Raw genomic sequence first — 16,410 nt, 5'->3', positions numbered from 1 at the left:
CAAAGAACTGTAAAATACGACATAATTCGAAAGGATGGATTTTGGAAATTACAACGACGACTAAATAAGAACAGCCCGGTATGGAGAAAACAAGCCCAGTCTCAAATTTGTTCATAAATTCTCCCGCGTTCCACAAATATTATACCCATTTTTTATTTATTATCGATTTTATTTTAAAATAATAATGATATTTGTTTAAATTTAGATGTAAAAAAGTCAACTATTAGCATGTTAAAACAAACATTACAACAAAAGCTATTACAGAAATTGTCCCCGCAACAAATACAATTTATAAAATTGTTGCAGGTTCCGACTGTTTCATTAGATGCGAGAATCAAGGAAGAATTAGAAGAAAACCCTGCGTTAGAAGATGGTAGCTTGACTAATATGACCGATCCTATAGAAGAGTATCCCGATAAAGATCCAGACGATAATTTTGACAATGAAGATGGATTTGACTCAGAAGACTTTAGTTTAGAAGATTACATCCAGGAAGACGATTTCAAAGATTACGGCAATGGCTATGACTACGGAGACGACGATGACGACCGGAAAGAAATGCCCGTTGCTATTCAGCACTCCTTTTATGAGCAGTTACAACAACAATTAGACCTTTTAGCTTTAGATGACAAGCACTTTTTAATTGGCCAACAAATCATTGGCAGTCTAGATGACGACGGCTATTTACGCCGTCCAATAATCAATCTTGTCGACGACCTAGCTTTTGGTCAAAATGTAATGACTGATGAGCAGGAAGTTCTAGACATGCTAAAAGTAATTCAAGATTTTGAGCCTGCGGGAATTGGAGCACGAGATCTGCAAGAGTGCCTATTGATCCAATTACAAAAAAAAGACACACAAAATCCCACAATCAAACTCGCTATTAAAGTCGTAGCGAATTACCTTGAAGAATTCACCAAAAAGCATTATGATAAATTAGAAAAATCTTTAGGAGTTTCATCAGAGGATTTAAAAAACGTCGTCAACGAGATCCTAAAACTTAATCCTAAACCAGGAGATTCTGGTGCAGTCGCGGGCAAACAGCTTCATATTATCCCGGATTTCCATATCAGCAATAATGATGGAACACTGCATTTGACTTTAAATGGCCGAAATGCGCCTGAGCTCCGCATAAGTCGTGATTACCAACACATGTTTGAACATTACGAGAAATCGGATCAAAAGGATAAAAAAATGAAAGAGGCTGTGCAATTCGTCAAACAAAAACTTGACTCAGCCAAATGGTTTATTGATGCAATAAAACAGCGTCAACAAACCTTACTAAAAACAATGAATGCAATCATGGAATACCAATATGATTATTTCCTCACTGGTGATGATCGTAAGTTAAAACCAATGATATTGAAAGACATCGCCGACAAAATCGATATGGATATATCTACGGTGTCGCGGGTAGCAAATTCAAAATACGTGCAAACAGAATTCGGAACATTTCTCTTAAAATCATTTTTCTCTGAAGCGATCCAGACTGATTCTGGTGAAGAAGTATCCAATAAAGAGGTTAAGAAAATATTGGAGGAATGCATCTCAAAAGAAAATAAACGGAAACCCTTGGCTGACGAGAAACTAACTGAGATCCTAAAAGAAAAAGGATACAATATTGCGCGGCGAACGGTGGCAAAATATCGGGAAGCATTGAATATTCCTGTGGCAAGATTACGAAAAGAGCTCTAAGAGCTCTTTTTGTTTTTCCCACAGACCAAATCCAAATTAAGAATAGTATCTTTGTGCTGTATTAAAATAAGCATTAAAGAATGAGCAAAGTAAAAGTTGGAGTTGTACAGATGAGCTGTACCGCAAGCAAACAAGAGAATCTCGAAAAAGCTATCGCTAAAGTAAAAGAAGCCGCTGCAAAAGGTGCGCAAATTGTGTGTCTGCAAGAACTATTTACCTCTTTATATTTCTGCGATGTGGAAGATTACGACAATTTCGCACTGGCTGAATCCATTCCCGGCCCATCGACGGACGCCCTATCGGCTGTTGCTAAAGAAGCAGGCGTCGTAATTATCGCTTCATTATTTGAAAAAAGAGCAGAGGGACTGTACCATAATACAACCGCTGTATTGGATGCAGATGGTTCCTATTTAGGAAAATACCGCAAAATGCATATCCCAGATGATCCTGCATTTTATGAAAAATTCTATTTTACCCCAGGAGATTTAGGCTACAAAGTATTCAAAACAAAATTTGGAAGAATAGGCATTTTAATTTGCTGGGATCAATGGTACCCTGAAGCATCTCGAATTACCGCATTAATGGGTGCAGAAATCTTATTCTACCCTACAGCTATTGGATGGGCAACAGACCAAGATGAAGAAACCAACAAAGATCAATATAATGCGTGGCAAACAATACAACGCTCCCATGCCGTTGCAAATGGTGTTCCTGTTGTATCCGTTAATCGCGTAGGATTTGAGCAAAATGGCGCAATGAAATTCTGGGGTGGAAGCTTCGTAACAAATGGACAGGGTAAATTGCTTTATCTTGCCTCACATGACAAAGAAGAAATTGAAGTCGTCGAATTGGACTTAAATGAATCAGACTATTTCAGAAAACATTGGCCATTTTTGAGAGACCGAAGAATCGAAACATACGCACCGATCACCAAACGTTTTATTGACGAAGACTAATATCGGATATTCTAGCCATTTCGGTTTCGAACGCACACAACTGTGCTGAAACGAACTGAAATGGCTTTTTTTAATCCCATTAAAATAAGTATGGAACAAAAAAAGACATTCACACAGGAATATTTTGACAATTCCCCAAAACAACAGGGCTTCTCATTTCCCGCAGAATGGGCAAAACAAGAAGCCTTATGGTTGAGCTGGCCACATAAAGAGGAATCCTGGCCTGGGAAGATCGAAACAATATACAAACCCTATTGCGAATTTATTAAAGTCGTAGCAGCAGGGCAAAAAGTAAGGATTAACGTCGCTAACGAGGAAATGCAAAATTTTGCTATTACCGCGCTTAAAGAAGTAACAACAGATTTTAGCAATATCGAATTCTATTTTAATCCGACTAACGATGCTTGGTGTAGAGACCACGGTCCCGCTTTTATTATTAACCAGGCTACAAATCAAAAAGCAGTTGTCGACTGGGGCTATAATGCCTGGGGTGGAAAATACCCTCCTTTCGACCTGGATGACGTCGTTCCTACGCGTATTGCCAAAGAATTTAACCTTCCTTTGTATACCCCTGATATCGTCATGGAGGGCGGTTCAGTTGAGTTTAATGGCGCAGGAACAATCATGACAACAACCGCTTGTCTATTGAATAAAAACCGAAATCCACACCTGACAAAAGAACAAATAGAAACCTATTTGAAAGAATTTTACGGTCAGGAACAGGTTTTATGGCTTGGAGACGGTATCGTTGGAGACGATACAGATGGGCACATTGATGATATTACACGTTTCATCAACGAAAACACCGTTTTAACGGTTGTAGAGGAAGATCCAACAGACGAGAACTATGAGATACTTCAAGAAAATCTAGCAACACTTCGTTCATTTAGACTCTTAAATGGAGAGCCTCTGCATATCATTGAGCTCCCAATGCCAGCACCGGTCATCTATGACGAAACAAGATTACCTGCTTCTTATGCTAATTTCTACATTGCAAACGATGTTGTTGTAGTACCGATCTTCAACGATAAAAATGACCAAAGAGCACTGGATATCATCCAAGGCTGTTTCCCTACACGTAAAGTCATAGGAATAAATTCCGTCGACATTATTTGGGGGCTGGGAAGTTTCCACTGTTTAAGCCAGCAAGAGCCGGCGTTGAGCTAAAAAAAACTATCCATAAAGAAAATGTCCCCAAATAGTTAAACACTCTTTTGGGGACATTTTTTATGATAAAGATAAGCAGCTCCGCTTTGATTTTTAGTTAAGCCGTGTTAAACAACAATAACATTTACCCCCGCTTTTTCTAACGATTCCACAAAGCTTGTATTTACTTTGTCATCGGTAATTAATATATCAATTTTATCAAAACCACAAATCCGCCCGAAGCTTCGTCGTCCGAATTTAGACGAATCTGCTAGTACAACAACCTTTTGAGCCGTATCGATCATAATGCGATTTAATTGTGCCTCCTGCGCACTTGAGGTTGATACACCATATTCTAAGTCAATACCGTCCACACCCAAAAATAATTTACTGCAGTAAAAATCCTGCAATAAATTTTCTGCATACTTTCCAGTTACGGATGTTGAAGTCTTGCGAAGCGTTCCGCCCATCTGCATGATTTCAACCGAAGGATATTTGATCAATTCCATCGCAACATTCAATGCCGAAGTTACTACAGTGATATTTCCTTTAGGAATGATCTGTTTTGCCAGCGACTGCATGGTCGTTCCTGAAGCGATAATGATTGAATCATTTTCCTCAATCATTTCAGCCGCTTTTTTTCCGATCCGGCTTTTATCGTCCGAACGAAGCTTCTCTTTTTCAAATACTGTACGGTCAGTCGTATAAGGATTATATTGTGTTGCCCCGCCATGCGTTCTAAACAACAATCCACTATCTTCCAACAAGGTCAAATCTTTCCGAATGGTTACAGAGGAAACGCCCAATTCCTCACATAGATCAATTACCTGAACTACGCCGACCTCCTTTAATTGTTTTAAGATATATTGATGTCTTTCTACATTTGTCATGGCTCTATTTATAATAAGCTGTTAAAATACTAAATCTATTATCGGTTTGTTTAAAGGAATATGTCGATATCTTGAAAAAATCCATCGATATCAATAAATTTCAACAAATATGACTTTCTACTTAAATTTCCCTCAGTAGAATTGATGTTAAAATAATGAAATTATTTAATTTTTTCACGCTGACAATCATAAATTCATTTTTATTTTAAAAAGAAAAATGAATTAAAATTGCAAAGGATCAGGCAGGACAAATTGATAATCCAGTTCCTCTAGAAGTAATCTTCCGCTAACTATTTTTTGCGTCACATCCCCGGCTTCGAACGCAAGTGGCAAAGCATAGCCATATTTTTTTGCCGAAGCTAGAATAACATCCTTTTTCTTAGGATGTAAGGGAGCAACAACATTGTATACAGTATGCTTAAGCGCATTGCAAGATGCTGCCTCTAACAGTCTGATCACATCATCGATATGAACAAAATTGGCGGGCTGTTCCCCCGTCGTACAGATACGTTCGGAAAAATATTTGGCAAAAACACGATTTTTACCAAACAAACCTCCTAATCGATAAATTATAGTATCATCCAATCCCAACATACTTGCTTCAGCAAGCAAGAGTTTTGATGAAAGTTCGGTTATATCTGCATAGGATTCATCAAATACGCCATCTTTGTCCGGATAAATTCCAATAGAGCTCAGGAAGACTTGTTTCTTCCATGTCATATGCGCATAAAATGATTTGATATTCGAAAATCTGTTTTCAAGGATCGCTACACTATTTTTCTGACTTGCAGGTATACTGTTTAATACGAAGTCAAATTGAGTAGGTAAATCTACCTGTGCTGGAAAATTTTCATAATCAAAGTCTAAAATAAACGAAAAAATACCATCGGCTTTAAGCCGATGGTATTTCTCAGATGTTGTTGTACTAGCCCAAACCTCATGGCCTTGATGCTTCATATGCATCGCAAAAGATTCTGTGAGCCAACCGCATCCCAAAATGAGTATCCTCATATTACGACAACACTATTTATTAATAAGCTTTTGCAAACAGTACACGTCGACTTGAAGGTTTCCCTGTAAAGATACAGATACCTTCCTCTTCCTTCGCATCCAAAGGAATACAACGAATTGTTGCCTTAGTTTCTTCTTTTACACGTTTTTCCGTTTCTGTTGTTCCATCCCAATGACAAGAGATAAAACCACCCTTACCTTCCAGTACTTCTTTAAACTCATCATAAGAATTCACTTCAGTAAAATGAGATGTCCTGAAATTTAACGCTTTTTGATATATATTTTCTTGTATTGTATCCAGCAATTGTACAATGGTACCAGCCAAGCCTTCCTGAGCAACCGTTTCTTTCGTTTGAGTATCACGACGCGCCAATTCTACTGTACCATTTTGCATATCTCTCGCTCCAACAGCTACACGTACAGGAACACCCTTTAACTCCCATTCTGCAAATTTAAAACCTGGACGTTGTGTGTCCCGATCGTCGTATTTTACCGATATATCGTTCACACGCAATTCATTGGTCAACTGATTCACAAATGCATCAATTTGCGCTTTTTCTTCTTCAGTCTTAAAAATCGGAACGATGACAACTTGAATTGGTGCCAATTTTGGCGGCAATACCAATCCTTGATCATCTGAGTGAGCCATAATCAATGCGCCCATCAGACGTGTAGAAACCCCCCAGGAAGTCGCCCAAACATGTTCCAATTTACCTTCTTTAGAAGTAAATTTCACGTCAAACGCCTTTGCAAAGTTTTGGCCAAGAAAATGAGAAGTTCCTGCTTGTAATGCTTTTCCATCCTGCATCAATGCTTCAATACAATACGTATCCAAGGCACCCGCAAAACGCTCGTTTTCTGTTTTTCTACCACGTACAACAGGCACAGCCAGTATCTTTTCAGCAAATTCAGCATACACATCAAGCATACGTTCTGTTTCTTCAATAGCCTCTTCTCTTGTTGCATGGGCTGTATGGCCCTCCTGCCATAAAAACTCGGCAGTACGCAAGAAAAGACGTGTACGCATTTCCCATCGTACAACGTTCGCCCATTGATTGACCAAAATTGGAAGATCACGATAAGATTCAATCCATCCACGATAGGTGTTCCAAATAATCGTTTCGGAAGTCGGGCGCACGATCAACTCTTCCTCCAATTTCGCGTCTTCATCCACGACGATCTTACCTGTACCATCGTTTTTTAATCGATAATGAGTTACTACCGCACATTCGGTAGCAAAGCCTTCCACATGCGCCGCCTCTTTAGAAAAAAACGATTTGGGAATGAATAAAGGGAAATAAGCGTTGCTATGACCTGTTTCTTTAAATCTTTTATCTAAGATCGCTTGCATCCTTTCCCAGATAGCGTATCCGTAGGGTTTAATCACCATACAGCCTCGTACAGCTGAATTTTCAGCTAGATCAGCTTTAATCACAAGCTCGTTATACCATTGTGAATAATCTTCAGCACGACTTGTTATTCCTTTACTCATATGAAATTGATAAATTATTGTAACATTATTACGTTAAATCTCGTCTGTAATTCTAATACGAAAAGCGTTCAATAAAAAATATTTGTATTTTTGATTACTTCGATTAAACCCCCTTGAGAAATTTGCGTCTAAGATAGTAAATAAGGCTGTATAATCGAAAATAAGGATTTAGGATATTATGAAAAAAAATAGATTATTTATCGGAGCACTTGCCATAACAGGAGCGTTCATGCTTGGTTCCTGCGGTACAAGTAGGCAAATCTATGGCGACGATGTCTATGGCAATAATGGGCAAGCTAGACAAAAGGTTTATCAAAGCCCAGATTACTATTACACAGATGCAGATCAGGCCCAACCAAACGGGCAAGCGCAAGGCGGTTACTATGATGACGAATATTCTGATCAGGATTACAACAATGATTCCTATGAAGATCTTGAATATGCCAATCGTATCAACCGTTTCTATTACGCTAGTCCGGGCATGACGTATTTCGACCCATTTTTTGATCCATGGTATGGTTATGGTTTCGGCGGTTGGTACGGATACGGCCCATCGTTCGGAATGGGATGGGGATGGAACTCTGGATGGGGTTCATCTTGGTCTATCGGCCTCGGATGGGGTTGGGGATCTAGCTGGGGCTGGGGATCTCCTTGGTATGGCGGTTACAGACCTTGGGGTGGCTGGTATGGCGGCGGCTACTGGGGATCTGGTTGGTACGGAAACGGTTACTGGGGCGGTGGTTACTGGGGTAACTCAAGACCACGCTATGCATCAAGTAGATCTGTATACAGAGACAACTATAACACGCGCAGTTCATCATCAAGAACCCGAACTTCAGGTGGATATGACCGCAACAGCGTTGCTCGAAATTCTGGAGGATATGACCGTACCGGCGTAGCACGTGATTCTAGAGGAAGGATTACATCCGTTGCTAGCAGATCAAGAAATTCTGATGGCACAGTATCGTCACGGAGCTCTTCATACGATAGAACTGGAGGAAGAACAAGAACTTCGGACGGTGTGTCGAATAGAGCTTACTCAGACGGTATGCGTTCAAGAACGTCAGATAGAGTCAATGGTTCCTATCCAAACAACACACGGAGCACCTCTAGCGGATATTATAATAATGATTCCAGGTCACGAAACAGTTCAGGTGAGGTATCTCGTCCAATGAGCCGTTCGATGGAAACACGTTCTAGCAACCCAAGCTCAACGTCAAGACCATCGTATACTCCGCCAACAAGAAGCTATGATAGTGGTTCATCATCACGCTCTAGTGGTGGTTTTTCTGGAGGTGGTAGTTCTAGATCTTCGGGAGGAGGCTTCTCCGGAGGCGGTAGCTCAAGATCAAGTGGAGGACGTACTCGATAGTTAAAAGCATTTAAACAGTAGCATACAGCATCTTGTGTGCTACTGATTATTATTGACGATATTTTAGCATATGACAATCAAAAAATTACTTTTTGGAACTGCATTCGTTTTAGGTGCAGCAGGGACTACTCAAGCGCAATATACGAAAGATGTACTTTTATTCTCCCAAGGGGACAATGGCGGAACAGCTCGTTTTAAAGCCATGGGAAATGCTTCAACTGCTTTAGGTGGAGATATAAGTTCAATTACGAGTAACCCTGCAGGTTTGGGTTACTTCAATCAGTCTGATGTATCAGTAACTGGTAGGTACCTTAACAATAAAAACAAAACCGACTATTTTGGTCAAAACTCAAACAGCAGCAAGAATAATTTCAACTTAGATAATGCTGGAATCGTTTTTCACCTCCCAACTTACCGCAATGGAGGTAACCTGGATAGAGGCTGGTTGAATTTTAATGTTGGTATTGCTTATAACCGCAATTATGTCTATAACAACCTGCTAGAGTATCGAGGAGTAAATAATACAAGTTCGATATCAGATGCTTATTCAGACCGTCTTTCGGACGTCGGAGGAACACAAGGTTGGGGCCAGGAAGTCTATAACAACTCTTTATTATTCGACGTAGACCCCAAAAATGCAGGCGCTTATATCCCGATTACTGTCGGCGGAACTTTTGATGGAAAAAATGGCTTTAATCAAGTAAATTCCATTCTAGAAAAAGGTAGTAAATCCGAATCTGTATTGTCATTTGGAGCCAATTATAGTAACAAATTGTATTTAGGAGCCTCTTTAGGTTTCACCGCATTTAGCTACGACAATTCCAGCTGGTTTACAGAATATGGTCAAACAATGACCGCCGACCAATTAAAAGCCATCAACAAAGATTCAGAATTTTTAAAACCAACCAATGCCCAAAAGTATGCCATGTTGGATAAAGATTATGAATTATATGATGATTATGCGCAAGCCACTGATGGTACCGGTGTCGACTTTAAACTTGGGGTAATCTATAAATTTACGCCAACGTTTAGCATGGGATTCACCGCTAAGTCACCTACATTTATGAGCATCCGGGATGAATCGTATAGTAATTCTGAGTTCCGTTACTTCAGACCAAATGAAGACAAATCATTTAAAGAGTATAGAACCAGTGATGACGCAGGACACAGTTACTTGGAATATAATATGAATACCCCCTATAAATTGTCTCTTGGGGCGAGCCAATTATTTTCAAGAGGGCTAATAACCGCTGATGTCGAATGGGTAGATTATGCAGCTATGCGTTTTAAAGATGTAGGAAACTACAGTAAAACGTTAGAAAAGAACATGAACCAAAACATCAAAGATACTTACCAAGGTGCTTTTAATGCCCGAATTGGTGGTGAAGTGATGTTTGACAATGTATTCAGCGGAAGAGCTGGTTTCAACTACAGTGGTAATCCCTATAAAAATGCAGACTATACGAATTATACAGCATCTTTAGGTATTGGCGCTAAACTTGGCCGTGGCATGTATGTTGATTTGACTGGCGCGTATAATGCAGTCAACTACAAAGAAAGCCCATATTTGATTAATGAGAACTACTGGAATAATGCTAGTCCTGTAGCAGACATAAAAAATCAACGGACTAATGTTGTACTAACAATTGGTTCAAAATTTTAAACTATATTTTTCTAAAAAAAGTCCAGCGATGTCTGGACTTTTTTTTGAGAAAAAATAGCAGAAAACAAACATAAAACACAATAAAATTAGTTTACGCGTGATTATACTTGTATATAAAGGTAACTTTATCTAAGTTTGTCCCCTTGGATTGAAAATTACATGGCAAATCACACAATTTCAAAAGCATTCAATTTCATTTTTACATACCCCATTTGGCGGATAGAAATCGATGCGGAGAATAAATTGATCGCTGTGGAGACCAGAAACCCAGACGATACCCTACCCTATTTTAATGTAGTCACTTTTGAAGGAACTTACGTATTACAAGACTTCAAGGCAATAGCCAAAGAGTGGGTCCTAGCTGGAATTCAATGCAAAAAATTAATACTTAAGAAGATTGCCAATAATTCACCTATCGACGCAGGCATACAGGTAATCGATTGCTACAACCCACAGCTACAAGAAACCTGGTTCAACTACATATTCATCGGTATGGTTGATCAAGGTGTACTTATTAGACCAAAAGTAATAGCAGAAGGCTTCCAATTATTTTTGAACCTCCAATCGATGTCGATTGAAAGCAAAAATGAAATTCCCTTTAAACCTTATGCCAGCGAGCTCGTCTATCCTATTATCTACAATGGTGAAATTCCCCTTTTTTTGAAGGACTTCCCAATTGATGGTGAAATCTGGATAAATACGGTGAATGACTACTTTATTTGGGCTTTCTATGAAAAAGACAGAAACAATCGTTATCAAATCAGGCTAGTGCAATCCACAAGAGAAAAATTGACAGAGTCTATTATTGCAGTTTCCGAGCTGGAACTAAAGCTCTTCAACATTTATTTTCTTATTCACGAACAAATATTCCTTTTGACAGATAATAAACGGGAGTTTGTTTCGTATTTAGTATAATTGCAAAATATATGAAAGTTTTATTCGAATTAAAAACATATAAAAAGATAGCTATTCTATCCATCGCGATATTAGCTATTCAACAAGTTGAAGCAAAGAATTCAACTTCTTTACGTACTGATTTTATCCCTGATTCAGTAGGAACTGAAGCAATCAATGGGGAAGAATATGTGTTGTTCAAAATTGAAAAAGGAGACAATTATTACCAGTTAAGTAAAAAGTATAAAACAACGGTGGGCCAATTGACCCAAATAAATGGTAATGGAACATTAAGCCTGGGGCAAATTGTTAAGATTCCAACAGGTCGAAAAGCGAAATCAACAGTAAGCAACGACCGTGGAAATACGGCAGTGCAAAACCCGCGTAATCCGCAACAGCAAGAAGGTTTTACGGAATATATCGTTGGAGAAAAAGAGACACTTTATGCCATATCTAAAAGATTCAGTATTTCTGTTGAAGATATCAAAAAAGCGAACAATTTAAAAAATAACGTTATTGGCGGTGGAATGAAGCTTATGATCCCCAACCAGCCCCTACCTCCTGAACGGCCAAAATTAGTTGAACCTAAAGGAATCGAAATTGTAACACCTGATTCTACAGACAATGACGATAAAGAAGAAAATCAAATTTCAACAAACCGCTACGGAATTCGTGAAAAGTCCGAACGTGGTATCGGTGTGTGGATTGATGGACTTTCATCCCAGGGTACAAGCAACCTTGCTCTTCATAAGAGCGCTCCAGTAGGTACTATTCTAAAAATTACCAACCCAATGACCAAAAGTGTTACTTACGCAAAAGTGGTCGGTAAATTTAATGATAATGCCGAAAACCAAAATGCAATTGTCGTGTTGTCAAAGTCTGCCGCCGCAAGCATAGGCGCACTTGACAAACGCTTCCAGGTCGAAATTGCGTATGGATTACCTCTAGAAAATTAACAGAATAAAATAGCTTTTATAGCATAGTAAGAATGAATAACAAACCGTATGTCATAGGAATTGCCGGAAGTAGTGGCTCTGGAAAGACTTTTTTTTTAAATAGTTTTTTAAAACATTTTAAGCCTAATGAGGTAACCTTAATTTCCCAAGATGATTATTACATCCCTGCCAATACTAAAACCCAGGAGGAAAATAGGCTCTATAACTTCGATATTCCGACATCAATCGACAGAGATGCTTTTTATAAAGATATCAAGGCACTCTTTAACGGTGAGACAATATATAAAGAAGAGTATACATTTAACAACCCTTCATTAACACCCAAAATACTAGAGATTAAACCGGCACCCATTTTAATTATTGAGGGCCTATTCATTTTCTATTATACGGAAATTAATAATTTAATCAATCATAAGATATTTTTAAGCGCTGATCAGGATATCGCATTAAGAAGACGTCTACACCGCGATCTAGTTGAACGGGGCTACTTTGAAGATGATGTCATGTACAAATGGATAAACCATGTACTACCATCCTACAACGAGTACCTACTTCCCTATCAGGATACGTGCGATCAGGTGATATTTAACAATACCGATGAACCAGAACCAATCTGGGATATCACCAACCAAATTTCTGAAGAGCTAAAATTAAAGCTCAATTTGGTATAAAATTAAAACAATGTAGAAAGGAGAATCTCGTAAACAGATTCTCCTTTCTATTTAAAGTACTTGATTTATTGATATCAAGATTTTAAATACCTATCTTTGCGCCACGAAACAAATCCATCATAATGAACCATCCTGTAAAGATTAAAAATGCATTGGTTTCAGTCTATTATAAAGACGGCCTTGCTCCTTTAGTTGAATTATTAAACAAATACGGTGTTACCTTCTATTCCACTGGTGGAACAGAAACATTTATCAAAGATTTAGGTATAGATGTTGTTCCAGTTGAAGACCTCACCAGCTACCCTTCTATTTTAGGAGGCCGTGTAAAAACATTGCATCCAAAAGTATTTGGCGGTATTTTGGCACGCCGCCCGCTTGAGTCGGATCAACAACAGCTTGCTCAGTATGAAATACCTGAGATCGATTTGGTTATTGTGGATTTGTACCCTTTTGAAGAAACTGTTGCTTCCGGTGCATCCGAGCAAGATATTATCGAGAAAATAGATATCGGTGGAATTTCATTGATACGCGCTGCCGCTAAAAACTTTAACGATGTCGTTATTATCTCTTCCAAAAATGATTACAAAGAATTGGAAGAAATACTAGCAAACCAAGAAGGTAATACGTCATTGGAACAACGTAAAGAATTTGCTAAACGTGCATTCAATACATCCTCTCATTACGATACAGCAATCTTCAACTATTTCAATCAAGAAAATCCGCTTCAGGTTTTTAAACAATCTGAGCAAAAAGCGCAGGTGTTGCGCTATGGTGAAAACCCGCACCAAAAAGGCACTTTCTTCGGTGATTTAGATAAGATGTTTGATAAATTAAACGGTAAAGAGCTATCTTACAACAATTTGGTTGACGTTGATGCTGCCGTTGCTTTGATTGATGAGTTCACAGAACCTACATTCGCGATCTTAAAACACACCAATGCTTGTGGAGTTGCCTCCCGTTCAACAATCAAACAAGCTTGGTTAGATGCTTTAGCATGTGATCCTGTTTCAGCTTTCGGTGGAGTCTTAATAACGAATGGTCAAGTTGATGCTGCAACAGCTGAAGAGATCAATAAATTATTCTTCGAGGTGTTGATTGCACCTTCTTATTCTGAAGAAGCGATCGCTATACTTACCGCAAAGAAAAACAGAATTATTTTGGTTCGTAAAGAGGTTACATTGCCAGAACAACAGTTCAAAACTCTATTGAACGGCGTCATTCTTCAAGATAAAGACAATACGATTGAAGGACCTGAACAAATGGTTACAGTAACACAAGTACAGCCAACTGCAGAACAACTGGAGGATCTTTATTTTGCGAACAAAATTGTAAAACACACCAAGTCAAATACAATCGTATTTGCTAAAAATGGCACTTTGTTAGCTTCAGGTGTAGGGCAAACTTCACGTGTAGATGCATTGAAACAAGCTATTGAGAAGGCCATTTCTTTCGGTTTTGACCTTAAAGGCTGTGCAATGGCATCGGATGCCTTCTTCCCTTTCCCTGACTGTGTGGAAATTGCTTCAGAAGCTGGTATCGCGGCGGTGTTGCAACCTGGTGGTTCAATCAAAGATCAATTGTCAATTGATATGGCCAATGAAAAAGGAATCTCCATGGTAACAACAGGTGTTAGACACTTTAAGCACTAGTTGAACTTCAATAATAAATAAAAAAAGCTACTTTAGAAAAGTAGCTTTTTTTATTTATCTCGCTTCTACAGGAAACTTTGAACGCTTATACTGTTCCATCTCAGCGCTAAGTTTGCGAATCGCATAACCAACAATGGCCACATCATCTATCCACCCGCCCACAAGAATAAAATCAGGAATCGCATCAATCGGCGAAACCACATAAAGTATCGTTCCAATAATAATCGATAAATTCCATTTATCCATTTTATACTTCCCCGTAACTGTGTCCTTACACATTGCAATTAATACGTTGAAGTCGTCCATATAGCCCCCTAGATTCCTCGCTTTTGCTTCCGCCTGTACAAATTCAGATTCCGTAATTTTACGATGCCTAAACTGCTCAAACATTCCCTTCGCAATTCTTTTGATTCTATTGTTCATACTTCAAAATTAGGATTACTAGTTTAACAATCCAAATCCTCGCCCTAAACCAAACTCGAATCAAAATCGGATTGCATATCGCAACATAAGCAAATCCTTTCCCTCAAACTGATTAAATTTTGCCTAGGAACCATATTCATCTGCTGCCGATCCGATTAACCACCATCTTTAAAAACTGGCTTGTAAAGGCTATTGGAATAAAAAACGAGGTCTGAATATAGATTTTTATTATTTTTACAAATCGCTGTAGCAAAGTGTCAGTCATCTCCGTATAATAGACAACACAAGCGCAATGTGAGTCACAAAAACAGATTTTAATATTACACGGTTATGAAAAACTATAGATTATTTAATTTTATTGCTATTGCTTTAGCGGCCTTCTTTCTAACAAGCTGTCTAAAAGATAACGATGACCAGCCAATTCCTGCTGCATTGCTTACCATGGTCAATGGATACACTGATGCGAATGCAGTTATATATTTCGCAGACGGAGGTTCGCTTCAAAACCCCAATTATCCACTGGGATTCAAGAGTTATGCTCAAATTGGCTTATTTACAGGCGCACGTAAAATTACAGTTTCCGCTGAATATAACACTAAATTAACGGATACAACTGTAACAATCAAAGACAGCACCATATATACATCCTTTTTATTTGGAACGAAATCCAAACCCGTACAGGTGATCACTACAGATCGAATCAATAAAGACATCAAAAATACAGAGTCTGGTTTACGCTTCTTTAACCTTGCTGAAGGTACGGATTTAGTTAGCCTTAAAATAGGCGATCAGGCTTCCCCATCAGAATGGACAAATAGAGCTCAAGAAACACAGAATTCGGCAAGTGCCCATCAGGGCTTTATCGCTCAAAAAAGTGGTACATTCACTGTAACAGCTCGTGATAAAGCGGGAAAAACAATCGCAACACGCAGCGACATTAAATTGGTTGAAGGCTATTATTATTCATTAATACTCATAGGCAAAGCTAATGATGAAAAGAAACCATTATACATTGGTTTAGTAGCGCAAGCCGCAAATTAAAATACCCATATCTATATACTTTATAACAACGGCCGTCATGTAAACATGATGGCCGTTGTTTTTCATTTTATACGATACTGTAGATCTTAATGATTCTCTTTAGCTGCTACTTTAGTAATCACATAAATATCCTCATTGTCTTTTTTCATCTTATACTTCTCACGAGCAATACGTTGCACTTCTTGCGGATTTGATCGAATATCGTTAATTGTCTTAATGATGGCGGCATTCTCCTTCAGATAGAAGGAGCGTTCACTTTCCAAATTTGCTTTCTGCTTTTGATAACTATACTGCGTGGCAAAGTCATTTCGATCAAAAAATAACATCCACACGAGAAAAGCCAAAGCGGCTAACAAATACTTATTTCTTATTAAAGACCATAATCGTTGCATAAGACAAAAATACTATTTAGCTTTTATACTTAGGATATTTTCTTCAAAAGTTGAACATCTTTAATTAAATTTACATTTAATTTTCCGATTACACACAAGCGGATAAAAATTGGCGAGAGCTATCGCAATCAAAGCAAGTCCCGCTGCTTATCTTTATGT

Annotated in this window: 15 protein-coding genes; 10 read left to right on the top strand and 5 right to left on the bottom strand. The window is 38.5% G+C overall.

All coding sequences use genetic code 11. From position 1 onward, the window contains the following. Positions 1–228: 228 nt before the first annotated feature. The 3 genes from rpoN to L1283_RS09855 all read left to right on the top strand — a co-directional run bounded on the left by rpoN (position 229) and on the right by L1283_RS09855 (position 3,818). On the top strand, positions 229–1,695 hold the full coding sequence (gene rpoN, locus L1283_RS09865; RefSeq protein WP_075993380.1) for an RNA polymerase factor sigma-54: 1,467 nt from the start codon (positions 229–231) through the stop codon (positions 1,693–1,695). An 80-nt stretch (positions 1,696–1,775) separates the two neighbouring features. Further along, the gene (locus L1283_RS09860; protein ID WP_075993381.1) at positions 1,776–2,651 is read left to right on the top strand and encodes a carbon-nitrogen hydrolase; all 876 of its coding nucleotides are present in this window, start codon (positions 1,776–1,778) and stop codon (positions 2,649–2,651) included. A 90-nt stretch (positions 2,652–2,741) separates the two neighbouring features. Continuing rightward, entirely contained in the window at positions 2,742–3,818 is a 1,077-nt protein-coding gene (locus tag L1283_RS09855) for an agmatine deiminase family protein (RefSeq protein WP_088162215.1), read from the top strand. 107 nt (positions 3,819–3,925) lie between these two features. Here L1283_RS09855 and agaR read toward each other — a convergent pair whose 3' ends face one another. The 3 genes from agaR to proS all read right to left on the bottom strand — a co-directional run bounded on the left by agaR (position 3,926) and on the right by proS (position 7,190). Next, entirely contained in the window at positions 3,926–4,687 is a 762-nt protein-coding gene (gene agaR, locus L1283_RS09850; protein WP_075993383.1) for a transcriptional repressor AgaR, read from the bottom strand. Positions 4,688–4,909: 222 nt separating this feature from the next. Continuing rightward, the gene (locus tag L1283_RS09845) at positions 4,910–5,698 is read right to left on the bottom strand and encodes a GDP-L-fucose synthase (RefSeq protein WP_429626085.1); all 789 of its coding nucleotides are present in this window, start codon (positions 5,696–5,698) and stop codon (positions 4,910–4,912) included. 19 nt (positions 5,699–5,717) lie between these two features. Further along, positions 5,718–7,190 (bottom strand): proline--tRNA ligase, encoded by a 1,473-nt coding sequence (gene proS, locus L1283_RS09840; protein ID WP_075993385.1) that lies wholly within the window; start codon positions 7,188–7,190, stop codon positions 5,718–5,720. 178 nt (positions 7,191–7,368) lie between these two features. Here proS and L1283_RS09835 point away from each other — a divergent pair, with 178 nt between their 5' ends. The 6 genes from L1283_RS09835 (at position 7,369) to purH (ending at position 14,395) form a co-directional block, all read left to right on the top strand. Next, entirely contained in the window at positions 7,369–8,562 is a 1,194-nt protein-coding gene (locus L1283_RS09835) for a hypothetical protein (RefSeq protein ID WP_088162217.1), read from the top strand. A 70-nt stretch (positions 8,563–8,632) separates the two neighbouring features. Beyond that, positions 8,633–10,225 (top strand): hypothetical protein, encoded by a 1,593-nt coding sequence (locus L1283_RS09830; RefSeq protein WP_120332620.1) that lies wholly within the window; start codon positions 8,633–8,635, stop codon positions 10,223–10,225. A 159-nt stretch (positions 10,226–10,384) separates the two neighbouring features. Further along, the gene (locus L1283_RS09825; RefSeq protein WP_286736058.1) at positions 10,385–11,140 is read left to right on the top strand and encodes a hypothetical protein; all 756 of its coding nucleotides are present in this window, start codon (positions 10,385–10,387) and stop codon (positions 11,138–11,140) included. An 11-nt stretch (positions 11,141–11,151) separates the two neighbouring features. Beyond that, a complete protein-coding gene (locus L1283_RS09820; RefSeq protein WP_075993389.1) occupies positions 11,152–12,075 on the top strand; it encodes a LysM peptidoglycan-binding domain-containing protein in 924 nt (307 codons plus the stop codon). 32 nt (positions 12,076–12,107) lie between these two features. Continuing rightward, on the top strand, positions 12,108–12,746 hold the full coding sequence (locus tag L1283_RS09815) for a uridine kinase family protein (RefSeq protein ID WP_075993390.1): 639 nt from the start codon (positions 12,108–12,110) through the stop codon (positions 12,744–12,746). A gap of 122 nt (positions 12,747–12,868) precedes the next feature. Continuing rightward, on the top strand, positions 12,869–14,395 hold the full coding sequence (purH, locus tag L1283_RS09810) for a bifunctional phosphoribosylaminoimidazolecarboxamide formyltransferase/IMP cyclohydrolase (protein ID WP_075993391.1): 1,527 nt from the start codon (positions 12,869–12,871) through the stop codon (positions 14,393–14,395). Between the two features lie 54 nt (positions 14,396–14,449). On the opposite strand, the gene L1283_RS09805 is transcribed toward purH, so the two are convergent. After that, complete coding sequence (locus L1283_RS09805; RefSeq protein ID WP_075993392.1) at positions 14,450–14,818, bottom strand: YkvA family protein; 369 nt, start codon at positions 14,816–14,818, stop codon at positions 14,450–14,452. Positions 14,819–15,148: 330 nt separating this feature from the next. Between L1283_RS09805 and L1283_RS09800 the strand changes: the two genes are divergently transcribed. Continuing rightward, positions 15,149–15,859, top strand: coding sequence for a DUF4397 domain-containing protein (locus tag L1283_RS09800; RefSeq protein ID WP_201667767.1), 711 nt, complete (start codon positions 15,149–15,151; stop codon positions 15,857–15,859). A gap of 86 nt (positions 15,860–15,945) precedes the next feature. On the opposite strand, the gene L1283_RS09795 is transcribed toward L1283_RS09800, so the two are convergent. Continuing rightward, positions 15,946–16,251: an FtsB family cell division protein gene (locus tag L1283_RS09795; protein ID WP_075993394.1), complete on the bottom strand. Its 306-nt coding sequence runs from the start codon at positions 16,249–16,251 to the stop codon at positions 15,946–15,948. Positions 16,252–16,410: the final 159 nt, after the last annotated feature.

It is taken from the genome of Sphingobacterium sp. HSC-15S19 (genome assembly GCF_050433745.1).
GTDB lineage: Bacteria > Bacteroidota > Bacteroidia > Sphingobacteriales > Sphingobacteriaceae > Sphingobacterium > Sphingobacterium siyangense.
This window is presented reverse-complemented; position numbering and strand designations above follow the sequence as displayed.